Raw genomic sequence first — 18,537 nt, 5'->3', positions numbered from 1 at the left:
CGTGCCAGACTGGCCGTCCAATACAGACCTCCCAGGGAGACGTCATGTCCCTCAGCGACGTGATACGCAACATCACGAAGACCATCACCAACAAGGACGAGCTGAAGGAGAAGGCCAAAGACCTTCCCCTCCTCGTGATCCAGACCACTTTGAGCGCGGCCGGTCAGGCGCTGCTGCTCGTCGACCGGATGAAGAACTCGATCAAGGGGATCGGCGGCAAGGAGGACAAGGAGGCGGACCACGACTCCCGCCCGTCCGCCGCCGACCAGGTGACGCCGCCCGTGACCGCAGACGAGGAGGTGGCGAAGCCCGCTCGCAAGGAGCCGGTCATCTTCGCGCCGCGCCCCACGCCGTCCGACACCCCCGCGTCCAACGGCTCCCCCAAGACCAAGCCGGACCCGGTCATCTTCGCCCCGGCGGCCAAGCCGAAGCCCGAGGCAACCACCACCGAGACCGCTGCCGCCGCGCCCGCCCCGGTGACCACTCCCGAGCCGGTGGCCGCGCCTGAGGCCGCGACCGTTGAGCCCGCTGTCGTGCCCGAACCCGTCGCCGTCCCTGAGCCCAAGATCGCGCCCGAGCCTGAGGCCGCCACCGTCGAGCCTGCGGTCGCCCCCGAGCCTGAAGTCGCCACCGTCGAGCCCGCTGTCGCCCCCGAACCGGTGGCCGGGGCGGAGCCGGTCGCGCCGGAGGCCGTCGAGGTCAAGCCCGCGCGGGCCACCAAGCCCCGGACCCCTGCCAAGCCTCGGGCCGCCGCCAAGCCGAAGGCCGCCCCCAAGGCCAGGGCCGCCACGGAGACGGTGACCGCCACCGAGACCGAGGCGACCACCGAGGCGGAGGCAAGCCCCGAGGCAAAGACCACCCCCAAGCCGAAGGCGACTCCCAAGGCGAAGGCCACCGCCGAGGCAGCGGCCGTCACCGAGACGAAGGCCGCCACCGACCTGGCCGAGCCGCTGCCCGGCTACTCCGAGCTGACCGTCGCCTCCCTGCGCGCCAGGATGCGCGGCAAGTCCGCCGAGCAGATCACCGAGCTCATCGCGTACGAGCAGGCCACGAGCGGGCGGCCCGAGGTTGTCCGGATGTTCGAGAACCGCCTGGTCAAGCTGCAGGCCGGGGAATAAGTCGTCCCGGCACCGTAGTCTTCCGCCATGACCTCGAAGACCTCGCCCGAGTCTCCGCTGCCGATCCGCACCGTCCTGCAGATGGTGGGCGGCTGGATCGGCAAGCTGGGCACGGTCTGGGTCGAGGGCCAGATCACCGATCTGAGCGCGCGTGGCGGCACGGTGTTCATGACGCTGCGCGACCCGGTGGCCAACGTGTCGGCCCGGGTCACCGCCCCGCGCGGCGTCTACGAAGCGACCATGCCCCGCCCGGCCGACGGCGCGCGGGTCGTGGTGCACGTCAAGCCCGACTTCTGGGTCAACAAGGGCTCGTTCGCCTTCACCGCGCTGGAGATCAGGCCGATCGGCGTGGGCGAGCTGCTCGCGCGGCTCGAACGGCTGCGCCAGCTGCTGGCCGCCGAGGGCCTGTTCAACGCCGACAGGAAGCGGCGGCTGCCGTTCCTGCCCGGCACGGTCGGGCTGATCTGTGGCCGCGACTCGGCGGCGGAGCGTGACGTGCTGGAAAACTCCAGGCGCCGCTGGCCGGCCGTGCGGTTCAAGGTCGAGGAGGTGGCCGTCCAGGGCCCGTACGCCGTGGGCGAGGTCACCGAGGCGCTGCGTAAGTTCGACGCGGACGCCGAGATCGAAGTGATCGTCATCGCCCGTGGCGGCGGCTCCCTGGAAGACCTCCTGCCGTTCTCCGACGAGACGCTGGTGCGCTCCGTGGCCGCCTGCCGCACTCCTGTCGTGAGCGCGATCGGCCACGAGCAGGACAGTCCGCTGCTCGACCTGGTGGCCGACGTACGGGCCTCGACGCCGACCGACGCCGCCAAGAAGGTGGTGCCCGACGTGGGCGAGCAGCTCACGCTGGTGCGTCAGCTGCGTGACAGGGGTCGCAGGGTGCTCGGCGGCTGGCTCGACCGGGAGATGTCCTGGCTGACGTCGGCGCGCTCCCGGCCCTCGCTGGCCGACCCGGTGCGCGAGCTCGAACGCCGGGCCGAGCAGGTCGAGGCGCTCCGCGACCGGACCAGGCGCTCGCTGGGCGGCTCGCTCGACCGCGCGGAGGACTCACTGTCGCATCTCCGCGCCCGGCTCGTCGCCCTCTCGCCCGCCGCCACGCTCGAACGCGGCTACGCCATCGTCCAGGATCCGTCCGGGGAGGTCGTCCGGCTGGCCAAGGACGTGGCCCCCGGCTCCCTACTGACGATCCGGCTCAGCGACGACCGCCTGACCGTCCGTACGGAAGACCCCGCCAAACCCCGCAAGCCCCGCAAGAAGGCTTCCGACGAAACCGCCTCCTGAGCCGGCTTTCGGGGACGGCCCGCTCCCGACCTGGCTTTTTAGCGGGCGCTTGGCTCTCGAAACCGCTTGAACCGGACTTCGAGGGCGACCTGCCTTGCCTCATGTTCTGATCGCCTGGGTCAAGGCGTCGAATCCGGCCTTGATCTCCTCGATCGACATGCCACGTTGGTCCCGCTGGTACTGGAGCAGATGGGCGTTGATCGGCGCCAGCAGCGCGTCGGCCAGGAAACTCGCGCCTTCCGGGCGTACCTGGGTGAGGAGTCCGGCCAGGTGGGTGTGATGCGCCCTGTACGCCCCACTGAGCTGTGCGGTCGGCGGCCCGAGCAGCAGGAACAGGTCCATCTGCGCCACCACCCGATCGATCAGCGCGTGCAGGAACGCCCTGATCCGCTCGGCAGGAGGCGCGCCCGGCCCGATCGGCGGCGGCCCGCGCAGGAAGTCTTCTTGGAAGCGCCGCTCGCGATCGTCGATCAGCGCCAGCACCAAACCGGCCCGATCCCCGAAGCGACGGTAGACGGTGCCGACCCCCACGCACGCCTCACGGGCGACCTCGTCGAGGGAGAGCCGGCCGAGACTTCCGTCGGCGACCATCTTGGCGGCCACTTCGATGATCTTCTGCCTGTTGCGGGCCGCGTCCGCCCGTTCGGGCTGGGGCTGCCCGATGATCGGCAGAGATCGACGCTCGCACACAGACTGAGCATAAACGTGGTAAACGGAAATATCTCCGGCTAGGCTTTGGCTGCCATAAATGGAGAAATTTCCGATTCGAGGAGCGATCATGGCGAACGACTTCAACGAGCAGATCATCGCCGAGTTCCGTGCCAACAAGGGCAAGGTCGGGGGCATGTTCGAGGGTGCCAACCTGTTGCTTCTCACGACCACGGGCGCCAAGAGCGGCAAGCGCACGACCAGCCCGGTGATGTACTTCGAGGACGGTGACCGCTACATCGTCATCGCCTCGTACGCCGGCGCGGACCACCACCCGGCGTGGTACCACAACCTGGTCGCCAACCCCGAGGTGACCGCCGAGATCGGGACGGAGACGTACGAACTCACGGCCGAGGTCGTGGGCGAGGAAGAGCGCGACAGGCTCTATGCCCACGTGGTCACGATCGCCCCGGGTTTCGCGGAGTATCAGGAGAAGACCACCCGCCGCATCCCGGTAGTGGCCCTCCACCGCTCCGCCTGACGGGCATCAGCGGCCAGAACGAGCGTCGTCCGGCTGTGGGACGTCGTCCGGCTGTGGGCGACTAGAACGGGGCGTCGTCCGACTGGTTGGTGGTGGGGTCGGCGCGGCGGGCCATGGCGGCGGCGAGCTTCACCCTGGCGCCCTGTAGCCACTCCTCGCAGATGGCGGCCAGCTTCTCGCCGCGCTCCCACAGCTCGATCGACTGCTCCAGGGTGAGCCCGCCCGTCTCCAGGCGGCGCACCACCTCGGTCAACTCCTCGCGGGCCTGCTCGTATGAGGGTGCCTTCTCTTCTGCCACGGGCACCACCCTAGAGTCAGGCACCGACATCCCGCGCCCTGGCCCGCCGAGGAGCCCCGGCGAGGAGCGGGTCAGACTCTCGCCTCCGGCCGCCGCCTCCGGTCGGAGGCGTGGGTCAGCTTGTCGGCTTCGGTCGCTGTTGCAGGATGGCGGCCAGTTCGCCCAGCTCGGTCCAGTCGGCCGTGCCGGTGACGACCAAGGTGACCTCCGGCAGCACCCGGATCAGCGAGCGCTGGTTCTTGTCCTCGCGGAAGCGCTGTTCCCAGGGTTGCCCGGCCACCTGCTGGGTGCCCACGGCCCGGTTGGAGTTGGCCATCCGGTCGGCGAACCCGGCGGCCGGCTTCTCGTCGCTCTGCACGAACATGGCGTGCTGCCTCTTGGCCGTCGCATAGCCCAGGTAGAGGACCTGGGCCCCGCCGGAGCCCTTGGCGATCTTGTTGCTGTTGGGGATCCAGCCCGCCGGGTCCTTCGCGGGCGCCCACACCTGGTAGGGCACGTCATGTGCGAAGTTGGCGACGGTGATGGAGTAGTTGAGCTTGGGAATGTGCTCCTCCCGGCTCTGCGGCGTGACCAGCAGGAACAGCCCTACCCCCACAAGACAGACGAGCAGGGCTACCGCGTAGCCGTAGAAACCTTCCGTGAACCGTCGCACAACTGGCGAGATTACCCGCTGGTGATGCCGCCCGACGAAGCGGCCGGGCGGATCTGGCCGATGATGGCGAGCACGTCCTCGGCCAGCGCGGGGTCGTCCGACAGCACCACCTCGGAGACGGCGGCCGCGAGCGCGCCCGTGAGGACGACCACCAGTGCCCCTTGGTCCTCGAAGAGCGCGGCGTTGCGCTCGGCCCATTTGCGCAACCGGGCGCGCATGACGAGCTCGAAGCCGGGCGGCCCGTCGCCGCGCAGGAACAGCGCGGCGAGCTCGCGTTCCTCGATGCACCCGTCGAGGTAGGCGCGGGCGGCGCGGATGAAGACCCGCATCGGGTCGTTCTCTCCTTCGGCGCGAGCCTCGCGGGCGGCCTGCTTGGTCCGCTGGGCCTGCCTGCCCTGCCACTCCTCGAACAGCGTGAGGTAGAGGTCGGCCTTGCCGGAGAAATGGTGGTAGAGGCTGCCCACGCTGGCATCGGCCTTGGCCACCACATCGGTCACTCCGGCCTCGGCGAAACCCTTGGAGACGAAGACGTCTCTGGCGGCCTTGAGTAGCGCGCTGCGCGTGGCCGCGCCTCGCCCGGAGGTGCGGGCTGTCGCCGGTTGTTCCACATCGCTGCTCATGGCAGGCACATTATCCTCCGGTGACCGGGGATACAGGGACAACTACGATCGAGACAGTTTGTCCACGAGGAGGCCCTTCATCATGTCCGATCAGACGTCCGTACCCGCAGCGCTGGCCACGGGAGAGCGCGCCCCTGATCGCAACCTGGCTCTGGAACTCGTACGCGTCACCGAGGCGGCCGCGATGGCGGCGGCCCGCTGGGTGGGCAGGGGCGACAAGAACGGCGCTGACGGCGCCGCGGTCAACGCGATGCGCCAGCTGATCAACACCGTGTCGATGAACGGGGTGGTGGTCATCGGGGAGGGCGAGAAGGACCACGCCCCGATGCTGTTCAACGGCGAACGCGTCGGCGACGGCAGCGGCGCCGACTGCGACGTGGCCGTGGACCCGATCGACGGCACCCGGCTGACGGCGCTCGGCATGCCGGACGCGGTGTCGGTGATCGCGGTGAGCGAGCGCGGCTCGATGTACGACCCGTCGGCCGTGTTCTACATGGAGAAGCTGGTCACCGGCCCCGACGCCGCTGACGTGGTCGACATCGAGGCTCCGGTCGCCACGAACATCCAGGCGGTCGCCAGGGCCAAGGGCTGTTCGTCCTCCGACGTGACGGTCGTCGTACTCGACCGCCCGCGGCACGAGCAGATGGTCAAGGAGATCAGGGAGACCGGGGCGCGGATCAAGTTCATCGTCGACGGGGACGTGGCGGGCGCGATCATGGCGGCCCGCGCCGACACCGGCATCGACCTGATGCTGGGCATCGGCGGCACGCCCGAGGGCATCGTGGCCGCGTGCGCGCTCAAGTGCCTGGGTGGTGTCATCCAGGGCAAGCTGTGGCCGCGCGACGACGCCGAGCGGCGGAAGGCGCTCGACGCCGGGCACGACCTCGGCCAGGTGCTGACCACCAACGACCTGGTGCGTTCTGAGGATGTGTTCTTCGCGGCGACCGGCATCACGCAGGGCGAGCTCATGCAGGGCGTACGGTTCAGGGGCGGGGTGGCGCTGACGCACTCGCTGGTGATGCGCGGGCGTTCCGGCACCATCCGCAAGGTGGACAGCGAGCACCAGCTCACGAAGCTGCGCGCCTACAGCGCGATCAACTTCGACACGGCCGGATAGGGGATCAGCGGCGGCGCTTGCGGCGGGGCGGCTCTTTGACCTTGACGTCGCCCACGAAGTTCGTGGTGCGCACCTCGACCACCGGCGCTTCGGGCTCGGTCGGCTGCTTGGTCAGCCGGACCGTGCTGCCCTTCGCGACGCGGATCACCTCAAGGCCCTCGGGCACGTGGATCTCGAGACCGCCGAAGACCAGCGTCGCGTTGATGATGACGCGCCGGTTCTGCAGGATGGCTTCGCGGAGGTCCAGCTTGGTGGTGCCGAACATGGCGGTCACGGTCAGCTCGGCGGGCACCACCCAGCGTCCGCCGCGCTGCTCCTGCTTGAAGAACGCCGACACCGGCCTGCCGTCGAGGTTCAGCGGTTGCTGCTCCGCCGGCAGCAGGTCGGCCGTCACCGCGGCGAGCTCGCCCAGTGTCCGGGCCGCGTAGACGACGCCGAGCCGTTCCTCCAGCTCGTCGAGCATGAGGCGGCCGTCGGCGTGGGCGTCCTGGAGCACCTGGACGAACCGCTCGCGATCGTCGTCGGAGGCGCGTAGTTCGTCCGGGCGCGGGCCGCTGTCATCCTCCTTGGGGCGGCGTGCCGAGACCCATTCCTCGGCCAGCCGTTCTCCGACTTCCTGCAGGCGTGGCAACCAGGATCCCGGGCGTTCATTCACACTTCTGACGATATCCGGCAGGCGGCCACTTCGCTCGCGCCTCGGTCGCCGCGCCAGCCGAAAGTGCCCCGAAAGTCAGCCGAGCCGCGCGACCAGGGCCGCTATCTCCTCCGCGAGCCTCTCGTCGACTTCGGCGTGGCGGTTGAGCAGGCGGTACCACATGGCGCCGAAGATCAGATCGACCGCTAGCTCCACGTCCACGTCGGCCGGGAGCGCGCCGCGTTCCAGCACCGAGCGCAATGCCTGCCGGCGCGGGCCGATGAGCTTGGCCCGCAACTCCTCGGCGAACCGGGGGTCGGCCTGGGCGTCGGCCATGAGACCCACGACCACGCGCCCGGCCACGCCATGGGCCACCGCGAACGTCTCGCGCAGGAACACGACCAGGTCCGTCCCCGCGTCCCCGCTGATGGGCGGGGGCCGCATCTCTGCCCCCACCAGGTCGGTCATCGCTTCCAGCAGCACCTCGCGCTTGGTCGGCCACCAGCGGTAGAGGGTCTGCCTGCCGACGCCCGCCGCGGCGGCGACGCCCTTCAGGGTGACGTTCGGGTATCCGTCGCGCTCGCACAGGTCGAGCGCGGCCTTGAGGATCGCCTTCCTGGCCACCTCGCTACGCGGTCTGCCTACCATGCCCGCCACTTTACAAGACACGGTGCCTCGATATAGTTTCGAGGCAAGATGTCTTGAATTAGGAGGAAACGCGATGCGAGTCGTGATCATTGGCGGCACCACGGGCATCGGGCTGGCGACGGCGGCCCGGCTGGCGGCCGACGGCGCCGAGGTGGTCATCACCGGCCGGTCCGCCGAGCGGGTGGCGGCCGCGGTGAAGCTGCTCGGCGACCGGGCCTCGGGCGAGGCCGTGGACGCCCGTGACACCGAGGCGATGCGCGATCTCTTCGCCCGTACCGGTGCCATCGACCACCTGATCATCACCGTGACCGGCCGCGGGCCCGCCGGGCCGCTGCGCTCGCTGACGCGGGAGGCGCTGGTCGAGGCCGTACAGAACAAGCTGATCCCGCACCTGCTGGCCGCGCAGGCCGCTCTGGACGTACTCGGTCCCGAAGGTTCGATCACATTCGTGACCGCGGCGTCGGCGGGCTCGGCCTTCCCCGGCGTCTCCGCTCTGGCGGCGGTGAACGGCGCGATCGAGGCCGCGGTGCCCGGTCTGGCGGTCGAGCTCGGCCCCATCCGGGTGAACGCCGTCTCCCCCGGCGTGATCGACACCGAGTGGTGGTCCGGGCTCCCCGACGACGCGCGGGAGGCCCTGTTCGCCCACGCGGCGGGGAGCTCGCCGGTCGGCCGGGTGGGCCGGCCGGAGGACGTGGCGGCGACGATCGCCTACGTGGTGGGCAACTCGTTCGTCACCGGAACGGTGCTGACCGTCGACGGAGGGGGCAGGCTGAAGGCATGAGGACGATCCTGATCACCGGCGCGACGGATGGGCTCGGGCGGGAGCTGGCACGACGGCTCGCCGCCGACGACCGCGTCATCGTGCACGGACGCGACCCGGAGCGGGTACGGCGGGCGCGGGCCGACGCAGAGCGGGCCGACCCGGAGCGAGTACGGCGGGAGCAGGCCGACGCGGGCGGCACTACCGAAGGCGTTCTGGCCGATCTGGCCGATCTGCGCCAGGTGGACCGACTGGCCGACGAGGTGCTCGACCGGTTCGACCGGCTCGACGTGCTGGTCAACAACGCCGGGATGGGCGGCGGTCCGCCCGGCTCCGGCCGCGCGGAGAGCCGGGACGGCGTCGAGCTCCGCTTCGCGGTCAACTACCTGGCCGGATACCACCTGACCCGGCGGCTGCTCCCGCTGCTCGTCAAGTCGGCGCCGTCGAAGGTGGTGAACGTCGCCTCGGCCGGGCAGCAGGCGATCGACTTCGCCGACCCGATGCTGACCCGCGGCTACGGGCGCCAGCGCGGGTACAACCAGAGCAAGCTCGCGCAGATCATGTTCACCTTCGACCTGGCCGAGGAGCTGGCCGGGCAGGGGGTGACGGTCAACGCCCTGCATCCGGCCACGTACATGGACACCACGATGGTCCGTGAGGCGGGTGCGCCGGTGATGAGCACGGTCGACGAGGGCGTGGCGGCGACGCGGCAGTTGATCGACGAGCTCGACGGTGTGAGCGGGCGTTACTTCAACGGGCTGCGGGAGAGCCGGGCCGACGCCCAGGCATACGACCTCGCGGCGCGGAAGCGGTTGCGCGAGCTCAGCGACGATCTCGTACGGCGAGCGCTGGGCTGATCCCACCACCGACATAGGCGGCGTCGGCACACGGGCGGCGGTGTCACGGGGTTGTGACGTCACACTGGCATGGTGGCGAAAGAGCTGGCCAAGCGGCTAACCTGACCCCGCCTCACGTTCCCCCCATCAGGAGGCCGCCGTGCCGACTCCTCGTGATCGCCAGGCCCGTATAGCCACGTTCGTCGTGTACGCGGTGCAGGGCCTCTCGTTCATCACGCTGCTCGCCCAGGTCGCGAACCTGCAGACCAAACACCGGCTCGACGAGGGCGCCCTGACGATCCTGCTGCTCATCGTGCCGGTCTTCGCCGGGCTGGGCAGCGTGGGCGCCGGGTGGTTCGCCTCGCGCAAGGGGAGCAAGCCGCTGCTCCGCCTCGCGCAGCCGGTCGTGGCCGTCGCCGTGGTGCTCATCAGCCTCGCGCCGAGCGTGCCGCTGCTGGTGCTCGCGTTGCTGCTGTTCGGCCTCGGGCTCGGCGCGGTCGACGCGGGCATCAACATGCAGGGCGTGGCGGTCGAACGCCGTTACGGGCGGGCCGTGCTGAACGGTTTCCACTGCATGTGGAGCGTGTTCAGCACGGCCGGGGCGCTGTGGGCATCGGTCGCGGCCGAGCTTCCCTTGATCGTCACGATGACGGTTCCGATGGTCGTGGCGGTGGCGGGCTCCCTGTACGCCGGGCCGCAACTGTGCACCGTCGAGGAGGAGAAGGTCGAGGAGACCACCGCTACGGCCGCCGGCGGGTTCCCGTGGAAGCCGATCATCCCGCTCTGCCTGGCGATGGCCTTCCTGTACGTCGGGGACGCCTCGGTCTCCAACTTCAGCACCGTCTACATGCAGCAGGTGCTGGCCGCGAGCCCCACCGTCGTCCCGCTGGCCTACGCCGCCTACCAGGCCACCACGCTGCTGATCAGGCTCGGCGGCGACGCCGCCGTCAGGAAGTACGGACCGGCGGCGATCGTCAGGATCGGCGGCGGGATCGCCGCCCTCGGCTTCCTGGGCATCGTCCTGGCGCCCAGCCAGCCGCTGGCCATCCTGGCGTTCGGCCTGACCGGGGTGGGGCTGTCGGTGATCGCGCCGCAGTCGTTCTCGGCGGCGGGGCGGCTCGACCCGGCGGGGACGGGGGTGGCCATCGCGCGGGTCAACATGTTCAACTACGTCGGCTTCATCGTGGGCGCGGCGCTGGTCGGCGGCATCGCCAGCGCCAGCGACATGCAGGTGGCGTTCGCCGCGCCGCTGGTGCTATCCGCCGTGATCATCGTCCTGGCCAGGGGCTTCGAGCCGCGACGGGTCAAAGAGATCGCATGACAGTCAGCCGACCCCCAGGTAGGCGAGGCTCCGCCGTACGTCGTGGATCGGCTCGTCCCCCGGACCGGACAGGACCACGTCCTGCTCCATGACGTACCAGCCCTGGTAGCCGCTGCTCTCGAGGCCGGAGACGATGCCCGCGATGTCCACGTCGCCCTGCCCGAGCGGCCGGTAGACGCCCGCGCGCACGGCCTGCGTGTACGTGAGCTCGCCGCGGGCGACCTGCCGGGCGAGCGACGCGTCGACGTCCTTGAGATGGACGTGCGCGACGCGGCCGGGGTCGGCCGCGGCCAGGGCGGCCGGGTCGGTACCGCCGATCAGCAGATGACCGGTGTCGAGACAGAGCGGGATCGAGCTGCCGCCGAGCACCCGGTCGACCTCCTCGCGGGTCTCGATCATGGTGCCGACGTGCGGGTGCAGGGACGCTCCACGGCCGTACGCCGCGGCGATCCGGTCGAGGTTGGCCAGCAGCGTCGCCCAGCCCTTCTCGTCGAGGACCGGCCGGGTGTCGTAGCCGTCGGCGCCGGTGGCCGCCGCCAGCACGAGCATGCCCGGCGGGTCGGTGGGCAGCCCGGGGAGCGGATCGTGACCCGGATCGTGCAGCACCACGGGCACGAACCCGCCCGCGACGCTCAGGCCGTACTCCTCGATGAGGGCGGGTGTCAGGAAGCCGTCCGGGCCCAGCTCGGTCGCGGTGAGGCCGAGGTCGCGCATCTCGGCGAGCACCCGCTCGGGCGGGAGCTGGAAGCCCCAGCCGGGCACCTCGCACACGCCCCACGAGATGGGCGCTCCAGCCAGGTTCATCCGGTCACCTCCGCGACCTCGACGGGGCGGTGTTCGCGGCGGGAGAGCTCGGCGGCCTCGGCGACGTACAGGGCCGCCAGGGCGTCTTCGATGGAGCACAGGCTCACGTCGCTGCGCAGGAAGCAGTCGATCTCGGCGGCGTACGCGTCGGCGAAGCGGGTGACGAAGTCGGGCCACGGCTCCCCTGGCGGTTGCAGGCCCTCCGAGCTGCTCAGGGGCGCGCGCGGCCCGAGGCCGACGGCCCGGGTGCCCTTGGTGCCGGCCAGTTCCATGCGCACGTCATAGCCGGCGCCGTTGTAGCGGGAGCCCTGCAGGGTGGCCAGCGTGCCGTCGTCGAGTGTGAGCAGCGCGGCGCTGGTGTCGACGTCGCCTGCCGCGCCGAAGAAGGCGGCGCCCCGGTTCGCGCCGGTCGCGTACACGGACACCACCTCGCGTCCTGTCACCCAGCGCAGGATGTCGAAGTCGTGGATGTGGCAGTCGCGGTAGAGGCCGCCGGACAGCGGGATGTACTCGGCGGGCGGCGGCGCCGGATCCGCGGTAATGAGGTGAACCCGGTGCAACTCCCCCAGCTCACCCCCGCGCAGCGCCATCGCCGCGTCGATGTAACCGGGGTCGAACCTGCGCTGGAAACCGATCTGCACCCGGTTGCCCCGGCTGGCCGCGAGCACCTCCACGGTCTCCTTGACGCTCCCCGCGACCGGTTTCTCGCAGAACACCGGGATGCCCAGCCCGCACGCCTTCAGCAGGAGCTCGGCGTGCGTGCTGGTCGGCGAGGCGATGACCAGCGCGTCCGCCTCGAAGGGGTCGCCCGGCCTGCCGTACGGCGACTCACGTACGGGATCCGAGACGATCAGCTCGTCCACCAGCGGATGTGCGGCCAGGGTTGCCGCGTGAAACGCGCCGATCCTGCCCAAGCCCAGCAGTCCCACGCGCATGGCGCCTCCAATGAGATGGGGATTTCTTTCTAAGCGTGACCTTCTCCATCAGTCAATATTTTGTCCTGACATTCTGACCTTTAAGCCTTGGATGACCTCTGCGGCGCGGTGGGCGGGGAGGCGGGCGAAGCCGACTACGACCCCGGGCGGTCCTGGCGTGAGACGCGTCGGGCCGACCGGGTCGGCGGCCAGGCCCAGCTCGCGCGCCGGCCGTACGAAGGCGTCCTCGTCCGAGCCCGGCGGCAGGTCCAGGTAGGCGTGCAGGCCCGCCGCGATGCCCCGGACGCGCACCTCAGGCAGGTGCTCGGCCACCGCCTTGACCAGGGCGTCCCTGCGGCGCCGGTACTCCCGGCGCATCCGGCGCAGGTGCTTGTCGTAGCCGCCGGTACGCAGGAAGTGGGCCAGGGCGTACTGATCGATGACCGGCGAGCCCAGGTCCAGCTCGCCTCTCGCCTGCCGCATGGACTCGGCCAGCTCGGCGGGAGCCGCCACCCAGCCGAGCCGCAGGCCAGGGGCCAGCGCCTTGCTGACGCTGCCGGAGAGGACCACCCGGGCGGGGGCGAGGCCCTGCAGGCAGCCGACGGGGTCGCGGTCGAAGCGGAACTCGGCGTCGTAGTCGTCCTCCAGCACGACCGCGCCACTCTCGGCGGCCCACTCCATGAGGGCGGCCCGCCGAGCCGGGGAGAGCACGACGCCGGTGGGGTACTGGTGGGCGGGGGTGACCAGGACCGCGTCCGCGCCGCGCGCCCGCAGCTCCGTCACGACGAGACCCTGGTCGTCCACCGGGACGGGGACGAGCTCGGCGCCCGCCCGGCGGAGGAGGGGGACCTGGCGGTGGCTGTTCGGGTCCTCCACGGCCAGCCGCAGGCCGCGGGTTCCCTGGGTGAGTACGTGGAGCGCCAGGCTGATCCCCTGGGCCACCCCGCCGACGATCACCAGGTTGTCGGCGCGTACGTCCGCCGCCCGGACCCGCCGCAGGTAACCGGCCAGCTCGTCGCGCAGCTCCGGGACGCCGCCGGGGTCGCCGTAGTCGAACACGTCCGAGGGCATCGTGGTGAGCACATGGCGTACGGAGGCCAGCCAGCGCTCCCGGGGAAAGCAGCCGAGATCGGGAGAGGTGGGGCGGTGGCCGTAGTGAGGGCTGTAGACCGGGCCACTCGCGGGGACCACGTCCATTGCCGAGCGGGCCGAGGTGGGGGCCACCTGGGTGCCCGCGCCGACGCGGGAGATCAGGAAGCCCTCGGCCACCAGCTGCTCGTACGCTTCCACCACGACGCCCCGCGAGACCTGGAGGTCGGCGGCCAGGTCTCGGCTGGCGGGCAGCCGGGTGCCCGGAGCGAGGCGGCCGTGCCGGATGGACGCGCGAATCTCCGCCGCGATCTGCCCGGCGATGCCCCCTTGATCACGATTTATCGGGACATGTAGGTCAGCCACATTGGTCCATCCTTTTAGCGGGACATTGGACTGCTGTTATGAGCCATTATGTCCCTAGTCTTCTTTCATCTGAATGGTGGCGCGGAGACCTGATCCTTGAGGGCGGGAGGAAGCGCCACCCCTCCTTTCGAAAACAGTATGGAAAGGCTCGGTCACGTTCGGTAATGTGTGCGGTGGGTGAGGGTCCTGTGGCAGGAGGTGCACGATGGCGATCCGCCGCTCCGCCACCAAACGCAACGGCCTGCCGACAATCGTGCAGCTCCGGCTCACAGTCGCCCCGAACCAGGCCGACGCACTGGCAGCGGCGGTGCAGGTGTGCAATCAGGCGGCCACTGCCGTGTCCCGCCTGGCCTGGCAGCACCGCGTCTTCGCGGTGGTGGAGTTGCATCGGCTGGCCTATTACGAGGTGCGGGCGCAGGTGGCCGGGCTGGGCGCGCAGGCGGCCGTGCGGGCGATCGCCCGGGTCGCCGGCGCCTACGCCAACCGGCGCGCCAGCAAGAAACGCGCTCACATCTTCCGCCCGCACGGCGCCGTCCCCTATGACGCCCGGCTGATGAGCTTCAACCGGGACGCCCGGACCGTGTCGCTGTGGACTCCCACCGGCCGCGTCACCGTCCCCTTCACCGGTCGGCCAGAAGACCTCAAAGCCATCGACACGCTGCCGCTCGGGGAGGCCGACCTGATCTGCCGACGCGGCGTGTGGCTGCTGCAGGTCACCCTCACCCTGCCCCAGCCGGTGGTTCGGGAGCCGGTCGGCGGCTTCGTCGGAGTGGATCAAGGAGTGGCGAACCTGACGGTCACCTCCGATGGCGCAGTGCTGCCCGGCCCCGCCCTGAGCGGGCCGATCGGCGGCAACGGGCACGTCCGCACCCTGCGCGAGCGGCGCCACCGCCAACGCCGACGGCTGCAGAAGAAGGGCACGGCGGCGGCGCGGCGGGTGCTGCGCCGTCTGTCCGGTCGTGAACACCGGATGATGACCGACCTCAACCACCAGATCAGCACGTTTGTGGTGCGTGAAGCCGAACGCACCGGCCGCGGGGTCGCCCTGGAGGATCTGCAGGGCATCCGCGATCGGGTAAGGGCTCATCGGTTCCAGCGGCGCACCCTGCACAGCTGGGCCTTCGCCCAGCAGATCACCTTCACCCGCTACAAGGCCGCCCGCGCCGGGATCGCCTTCGTCCTGGTCGACCCCGCCTACACCTCCCAGGCCTGCCCGGACTGCGGGCACATCAGCAGGGCGAATCGGCCGGCGCGGGGCCGGTTCGTCTGCACAAGGTGTGGCCTCGCTGGGCACGCCGACCACATCGCGGCCCGCAACATCGCCGCACGCGGCATCGCGGGCTGGGCTGCCATCAACCAGCCACACGCTACCGGCCTCCCCTCAGCCAGACGGGACCGCGAGAGCAAACCACCAGCTTCACCCGGTGGTAGTTGATGAGAAGCGGAGTCGCCGGCGCCGCCACCGCCATGTTCCTCGTGGGGACGCTGGCGGGCGTGTCCGGCCTGATCCAGGGCTACCCCGTGTACGGCGGGCAGGCCGTGCGCTACCTGGTCGCGGCGGTGATCTGGCTCGTCGTCATCCGGGCGCTCGGCCTGCGGTTCGTCCGGCTGACGCGTCGCGAGACGTTGTTGCTCGTCGGCCTGACGCTGCTCGGGCTGGTGCTGTTCAACATGTGCGTGATCGAGTCGACCCGTACCTCCGGCCCCGCGCTGGTCGGGACCGTGCTGGGCACCGTGCCGCTCGCCCTGGCCTTGCTCGGCGGCCGCCCCGCGCCCCGGTTGCTGACCGGCGCGGTGGTCGTGGTGGCGGGCGCGACGCTGGCCACCGGGCTCGGCAGCGGCGACCTGCCCAGCCTGCTGTGGGCGCTGGGCGCGTTGGTCGGCGAGGTCAGCTTCTCGATGCTGGCCATCCCGCTGCTGCCGACGCTGGGGGCGATCCGATTGTCGGCGTACTCGGCGGTGCTGGCCGTCCCCATGCTGGCCACGATCGGCCTGGTCAAGGAGGGCACCGGCATGCTCCAGACGCCTACCCCGGCGCAGGCGCTCGGCCTGGCCTACCTGGCGACCGTGGTGACCGTGCTGGCCTTCTTCCTCTGGTACACCGCGCTGCCGAAGCTCGGCCCCGGCCACGCCGGGCTGTTCGCCGGGCTGATTCCGGTCGGCGCGATCATCACCGGGCTCGCGCTGGGCATCGCCACCCCGACGCTCTTCGATCTGCTCGGCGCGGCACTGGTGATCGCGGGCATCCTTGTCGGCCTGACCACCACACGGAAGCGGGAACCGGTCACCGTCGGCTGACAGACCACGACTTCGTCTCACAGACCACCCAGACGGCCGACGTCGCGCACGTCACGGCGGCCCGCCACCTCCACCGGAGGAGCGTGTCCCTGGACAGGGCCCGGCCATGGTCGGCGGGTGGGGCCCACCGGGCTGGCCGTAAAGAAGACTGGTAGAAAAGATAGGCTCTGTGCGGCGAATGGGGAGGATCATGGGCGAGTTCGATTACAGCGAGTTGCTGCCGCTGGGGGCCGACGAGACGCAATACCGGCTCATCACGCCGGACGGCGTGCGGCGGGTCGAGGCCGCCGGGCGCAGCTTCCTCGAAGTGGAGCCCGAGGCCCTGCGGCTGCTCACCGAGACCGCGATCCACGACATCTCCCACTTTCTCCGTCCTTCGCACCTCGCCCAGCTGCGGAAGATCGTCGACGACCCCGAGTCCAGCGGCAACGACCGGTTCGTCGCACTCGACCTGCTGAAGAACGCCTCCATCTCGGCCGGCGGCGTGCTGCCCATGTGCCAGGACACCGGCACCGCCATCGTCATGGGCAAGCGCGGCCGCCACGTCCTCACCGACGGGCGCGACGCCGAGCACATCTCGCGCGGTGTCTACGACGCCTACACGCGCCTCAACCTGCGCTACTCGCAGATGGCGCCGCTGAGCATGTGGGAGGAGAAGAACACCGGCAGCAACCTGCCCGCCCAGATCGAGCTCTACGCCGAGGACCCCTACGGCCACGCGGACGAGTACAAACTGCTGTTCATGGCCAAGGGCGGCGGATCGGCCAACAAGTCGTTCCTGTACCAGGAGACCAAGGCCGTGCTCAACGAGAAGCGGATGCTGGCCTTCCTGGAGGAGAAGATCCGCTCGCTCGGCACCGCGGCCTGCCCGCCGTACCACCTGGCGATCGTGGTCGGCGGCACGTCGGCCGAGTACGCGCTGAAGACGGCCAAGTACGCCAGCGCCCGCTACCTCGACTCGATCCCCACCTCCGGCTCCCCCTCCGCGCACGGTTTCCGCGACCTGGAGCTGGAGGCCAAGGTCTTCGAGCTGACGCAGAAGCTCGGCATCGGCGCCCAGTTCGGCGGCAAGTACTTCTGCCACGACGTACGCGTGATCCGGCTGCCCCGGCACGGCGCGTCCTGCCCGGTGGCCATCGCGGTGTCCTGTTCGGCCGACCGGCAGGCCCTGGCCAAGATCACGCCGGAGGGCGTCTTCCTGGAGCAGCTGGAGACAGATCCGGCCCGCTTCCTGCCGGAGACCACCGACGAGCACCTCTCGGACGACGTCGTCACCATCAACCTCAACCGGCCCATGCCGGAGGTCCTGGCCGAGCTGTCGAAATATCCGGTGAAGACGCGGCTCTCGCTGACCGGCCCGCTCGTGGTCGCCCGCGACATCGCGCACGCGAAGATCGCCGAACTGCTCGACGCGGGCGGCGAGATGCCGCAATACCTGAAGGATCACGCCGTCTACTACGCGGGCCCGGCCAAGACGCCGGAGGGCTACGCGTCGGGTTCGTTCGGCCCCACGACCGCCGGGCGGATGGACTCCTACGTGGAGCGCTTCCAGGCCGCCGGCGGCTCGATGGTGATGCTGGCCAAGGGCAACCGGTCGAAGCAGGTGACCGACGCCTGCAGGGAGCACGGAGGCTTCTACCTGGGGTCCATCGGCGGGCCCGCGGCCAGGCTGGCCCAGGACTGCATCAAGAAGGTGGAGGTCCTGGAATATCCGGAGCTGGGGATGGAGGCGGTGTGGAAGATTGAGGTGGTCGATTTCCCCGCGTTCATCGTCGTCGACGACAAGGGTGACGACTTCTTCACCGATCGCACCGGGCCGGTCCTGTCGATCGGCCGCCGCTGACGCTCTCGCGGACCGGTCGCCGAAAGGGTGCCGGGTGAGCCGTCTCCGGCCGCTCGGCCCCGGCGGTCGGATGGCGCTCAGGCGGCACCCGTTAGGTGAAGCTCAGACGACACCGGTCAGGTGACACTTAGACGGCACTGGTCGTTAACGGATCAAGCGGCCACGAGACCTCGGTGGGGCGCGACGACGGAGCCGTCTGGAAGGAGCAACCCGGTGTCCTCGAACAGCACCACGCCATTGCACAGCAGGCTCCAGCCCTGATCAGGGTGAGCCGAGATCACGTGTGAAGCCTCACGGTCGGGTGAGTCGGCGGTGGGACAAAGCGGGTAGTGACTGCACATCGTGCACCTCTCAGGTGGCGCTCCTGTTGTGGGTTTCAAAAGGGCAGCTGTCGCCCCGACGGCGTGCGAAGGTCCAGTGCGGGTGCGACCGGCCTCTTTGCCGGTCGGCGACGAACCTGACTCTGGCGCATCCTCATCACGTCCCTCAACGAACTCGTCTCGGTTATTGGTTCCGGTAAGCACCAGGGCGTTTGTCCCCAGTGTGACCGCCGCCACTGACAGTTTCGGCCGTCTCCGGGTTCATCCGATCCCCTTAACTTCAGTCTGCCCCTGGGCCCTTACGACACCCTTACAAACTGCTGACGGCTGCGTCAGGCCCCTATGAGCAACCCTGCCGGACGCCTGCGAACTTCTTGCGGGCATCGCGCACAATCCTGGTGACCAACTTGGGCCGATTGCTATATCCGC

20 protein-coding genes are annotated in these 18,537 nt (G+C 70.2%); 10 read left to right on the top strand and 10 right to left on the bottom strand.

Annotation, left to right across the window (positions count from 1 at the left end):
• Positions 1–44 precede the first annotated feature (44 nt).
• Both AB0C30_RS16620 and xseA read left to right on the top strand, forming a co-directional pair.
• On the top strand, positions 45–1,118 hold the full coding sequence (locus AB0C30_RS16620; protein WP_357944095.1) for a hypothetical protein: 1,074 nt from the start codon (positions 45–47) through the stop codon (positions 1,116–1,118).
• Between the two features lie 27 nt (positions 1,119–1,145).
• Entirely contained in the window at positions 1,146–2,399 is a 1,254-nt protein-coding gene (gene xseA / locus AB0C30_RS16615) for an exodeoxyribonuclease VII large subunit (protein ID WP_357944093.1), read from the top strand.
• Between the two features lie 99 nt (positions 2,400–2,498).
• Here the strand turns inward: xseA and AB0C30_RS16610 are convergent, their stop codons facing one another.
• Positions 2,499–3,089, bottom strand: coding sequence for a helix-turn-helix domain-containing protein (locus AB0C30_RS16610; RefSeq protein ID WP_357944091.1), 591 nt, complete (start codon positions 3,087–3,089; stop codon positions 2,499–2,501).
• Between the two features lie 88 nt (positions 3,090–3,177).
• On the opposite strand from AB0C30_RS16610, the gene AB0C30_RS16605 reads away from it, so the two are divergent.
• The gene (locus tag AB0C30_RS16605; protein WP_357944089.1) at positions 3,178–3,588 is read left to right on the top strand and encodes a nitroreductase family deazaflavin-dependent oxidoreductase; all 411 of its coding nucleotides are present in this window, start codon (positions 3,178–3,180) and stop codon (positions 3,586–3,588) included.
• 61 nt (positions 3,589–3,649) lie between these two features.
• Here the strand turns inward: AB0C30_RS16605 and AB0C30_RS16600 are convergent, their stop codons facing one another.
• From AB0C30_RS16600 to AB0C30_RS16590, 3 genes are all read right to left on the bottom strand, one after another.
• Positions 3,650–3,916, bottom strand: coding sequence for an exodeoxyribonuclease VII small subunit (locus tag AB0C30_RS16600; protein ID WP_225296495.1), 267 nt, complete (start codon positions 3,914–3,916; stop codon positions 3,650–3,652).
• A gap of 85 nt (positions 3,917–4,001) precedes the next feature.
• Positions 4,002–4,538, bottom strand: coding sequence for a DUF4245 domain-containing protein (locus AB0C30_RS16595; RefSeq protein ID WP_357944087.1), 537 nt, complete (start codon positions 4,536–4,538; stop codon positions 4,002–4,004).
• 11 nt (positions 4,539–4,549) lie between these two features.
• A complete protein-coding gene (locus AB0C30_RS16590) occupies positions 4,550–5,158 on the bottom strand; it encodes a TetR/AcrR family transcriptional regulator (RefSeq protein ID WP_357944085.1) in 609 nt (202 codons plus the stop codon).
• 82 nt (positions 5,159–5,240) lie between these two features.
• On the opposite strand from AB0C30_RS16590, the gene glpX reads away from it, so the two are divergent.
• Positions 5,241–6,275, top strand: a complete 1,035-nt coding sequence (gene glpX, locus AB0C30_RS16585) for a class II fructose-bisphosphatase (RefSeq protein ID WP_357944083.1) — start codon at positions 5,241–5,243, stop codon at positions 6,273–6,275.
• A gap of 4 nt (positions 6,276–6,279) precedes the next feature.
• Here the strand turns inward: glpX and AB0C30_RS16580 are convergent, their stop codons facing one another.
• Complete coding sequence (locus AB0C30_RS16580; protein ID WP_357944081.1) at positions 6,280–6,930, bottom strand: DUF1707 domain-containing protein; 651 nt, start codon at positions 6,928–6,930, stop codon at positions 6,280–6,282.
• Between the two features lie 75 nt (positions 6,931–7,005).
• Complete coding sequence (locus AB0C30_RS16575; RefSeq protein ID WP_357944079.1) at positions 7,006–7,557, bottom strand: TetR/AcrR family transcriptional regulator; 552 nt, start codon at positions 7,555–7,557, stop codon at positions 7,006–7,008.
• A 73-nt stretch (positions 7,558–7,630) separates the two neighbouring features.
• Here AB0C30_RS16575 and AB0C30_RS16570 point away from each other — a divergent pair, with 73 nt between their 5' ends.
• The 3 genes from AB0C30_RS16570 (at position 7,631) to AB0C30_RS16560 (ending at position 10,474) form a co-directional block, all read left to right on the top strand.
• The gene (locus AB0C30_RS16570; protein ID WP_357944077.1) at positions 7,631–8,338 is read left to right on the top strand and encodes an SDR family oxidoreductase; all 708 of its coding nucleotides are present in this window, start codon (positions 7,631–7,633) and stop codon (positions 8,336–8,338) included.
• The gene (locus tag AB0C30_RS16565) at positions 8,335–9,174 is read left to right on the top strand and encodes an SDR family NAD(P)-dependent oxidoreductase (protein WP_357944075.1); all 840 of its coding nucleotides are present in this window, start codon (positions 8,335–8,337) and stop codon (positions 9,172–9,174) included. Before AB0C30_RS16570 ends, AB0C30_RS16565 begins: the two co-directional genes overlap by 4 nt.
• A gap of 139 nt (positions 9,175–9,313) precedes the next feature.
• Positions 9,314–10,474: an MFS transporter gene (locus tag AB0C30_RS16560; protein WP_357944073.1), complete on the top strand. Its 1,161-nt coding sequence runs from the start codon at positions 9,314–9,316 to the stop codon at positions 10,472–10,474.
• Between the two features lie 3 nt (positions 10,475–10,477).
• On the opposite strand, the gene AB0C30_RS16555 is transcribed toward AB0C30_RS16560, so the two are convergent.
• From AB0C30_RS16555 to AB0C30_RS16545, 3 genes are read right to left on the bottom strand one after another with little or no spacing between them, the layout of a single operon-like run.
• Positions 10,478–11,278: a TIM barrel protein gene (locus tag AB0C30_RS16555; RefSeq protein ID WP_357944071.1), complete on the bottom strand. Its 801-nt coding sequence runs from the start codon at positions 11,276–11,278 to the stop codon at positions 10,478–10,480.
• Entirely contained in the window at positions 11,275–12,213 is a 939-nt protein-coding gene (locus AB0C30_RS16550) for a Gfo/Idh/MocA family oxidoreductase (protein WP_357944069.1), read from the bottom strand. Before AB0C30_RS16550 ends, AB0C30_RS16555 begins: the two co-directional genes overlap by 4 nt.
• Positions 12,214–12,261: 48 nt before the next feature.
• Complete coding sequence (locus AB0C30_RS16545) at positions 12,262–13,647, bottom strand: PLP-dependent aminotransferase family protein (RefSeq protein WP_357944067.1); 1,386 nt, start codon at positions 13,645–13,647, stop codon at positions 12,262–12,264.
• A 205-nt stretch (positions 13,648–13,852) separates the two neighbouring features.
• Here AB0C30_RS16545 and AB0C30_RS16540 point away from each other — a divergent pair, with 205 nt between their 5' ends.
• The 3 genes from AB0C30_RS16540 (at position 13,853) to AB0C30_RS16530 (ending at position 17,788) form a co-directional block, all read left to right on the top strand.
• Positions 13,853–15,082, top strand: a complete 1,230-nt coding sequence (locus AB0C30_RS16540; RefSeq protein ID WP_357944065.1) for a transposase — start codon at positions 13,853–13,855, stop codon at positions 15,080–15,082.
• Positions 15,082–15,945, top strand: coding sequence for a DMT family transporter (locus AB0C30_RS16535; RefSeq protein ID WP_357944063.1), 864 nt, complete (start codon positions 15,082–15,084; stop codon positions 15,943–15,945). The genes AB0C30_RS16540 and AB0C30_RS16535 overlap by 1 nt, the downstream gene beginning before the upstream one ends.
• A 190-nt stretch (positions 15,946–16,135) precedes the next feature.
• Positions 16,136–17,788: a fumarate hydratase gene (locus tag AB0C30_RS16530; RefSeq protein WP_225296469.1), complete on the top strand. Its 1,653-nt coding sequence runs from the start codon at positions 16,136–16,138 to the stop codon at positions 17,786–17,788.
• Between the two features lie 152 nt (positions 17,789–17,940).
• Here the strand turns inward: AB0C30_RS16530 and AB0C30_RS16525 are convergent, their stop codons facing one another.
• On the bottom strand, positions 17,941–18,129 hold the full coding sequence (locus AB0C30_RS16525) for a DUF5999 family protein (RefSeq protein ID WP_214639679.1): 189 nt from the start codon (positions 18,127–18,129) through the stop codon (positions 17,941–17,943).
• Positions 18,130–18,537: the final 408 nt, after the last annotated feature.

Origin of the sequence: Nonomuraea sp. NPDC048901 (assembly GCF_040649695.1) — a bacterium.
Classification (GTDB): domain Bacteria; phylum Actinomycetota; class Actinomycetes; order Streptosporangiales; family Streptosporangiaceae; genus Nonomuraea.
This window is presented reverse-complemented; position numbering and strand designations above follow the sequence as displayed.

Coding starts and splice junctions, on each gene's coding strand:
- AB0C30_RS16620 (WP_357944095.1), top strand. CDS start 45: ATGTCCCTCAGCGACGTGATACGCAACATCACGAAGACCATCACCAAC.
- xseA (WP_357944093.1), top strand. CDS start 1,146: ATGACCTCGAAGACCTCGCCCGAGTCTCCGCTGCCGATCCGCACCGTC.
- AB0C30_RS16605 (WP_357944089.1), top strand. CDS start 3,178: ATGGCGAACGACTTCAACGAGCAGATCATCGCCGAGTTCCGTGCCAAC.
- AB0C30_RS16600 (WP_225296495.1), bottom strand. CDS start 3,916: ATGTCGGTGCCTGACTCTAGGGTGGTGCCCGTGGCAGAAGAGAAGGCA.
- AB0C30_RS16590 (WP_357944085.1), bottom strand. CDS start 5,158: ATGAGCAGCGATGTGGAACAACCGGCGACAGCCCGCACCTCCGGGCGA.
- glpX (WP_357944083.1), top strand. CDS start 5,241: ATGTCCGATCAGACGTCCGTACCCGCAGCGCTGGCCACGGGAGAGCGC.
- AB0C30_RS16575 (WP_357944079.1), bottom strand. CDS start 7,557: ATGGTAGGCAGACCGCGTAGCGAGGTGGCCAGGAAGGCGATCCTCAAG.
- AB0C30_RS16570 (WP_357944077.1), top strand. CDS start 7,631: ATGCGAGTCGTGATCATTGGCGGCACCACGGGCATCGGGCTGGCGACG.
- AB0C30_RS16565 (WP_357944075.1), top strand. CDS start 8,335: ATGAGGACGATCCTGATCACCGGCGCGACGGATGGGCTCGGGCGGGAG.
- AB0C30_RS16555 (WP_357944071.1), bottom strand. CDS start 11,278: ATGAACCTGGCTGGAGCGCCCATCTCGTGGGGCGTGTGCGAGGTGCCC.
- AB0C30_RS16550 (WP_357944069.1), bottom strand. CDS start 12,213: ATGCGCGTGGGACTGCTGGGCTTGGGCAGGATCGGCGCGTTTCACGCG.
- AB0C30_RS16540 (WP_357944065.1), top strand. CDS start 13,853: ATGGCGATCCGCCGCTCCGCCACCAAACGCAACGGCCTGCCGACAATC.
- AB0C30_RS16535 (WP_357944063.1), top strand. CDS start 15,082: ATGAGAAGCGGAGTCGCCGGCGCCGCCACCGCCATGTTCCTCGTGGGG.
- AB0C30_RS16530 (WP_225296469.1), top strand. CDS start 16,136: ATGGGCGAGTTCGATTACAGCGAGTTGCTGCCGCTGGGGGCCGACGAG.
- AB0C30_RS16525 (WP_214639679.1), bottom strand. CDS start 18,129: ATGTGCAGTCACTACCCGCTTTGTCCCACCGCCGACTCACCCGACCGT.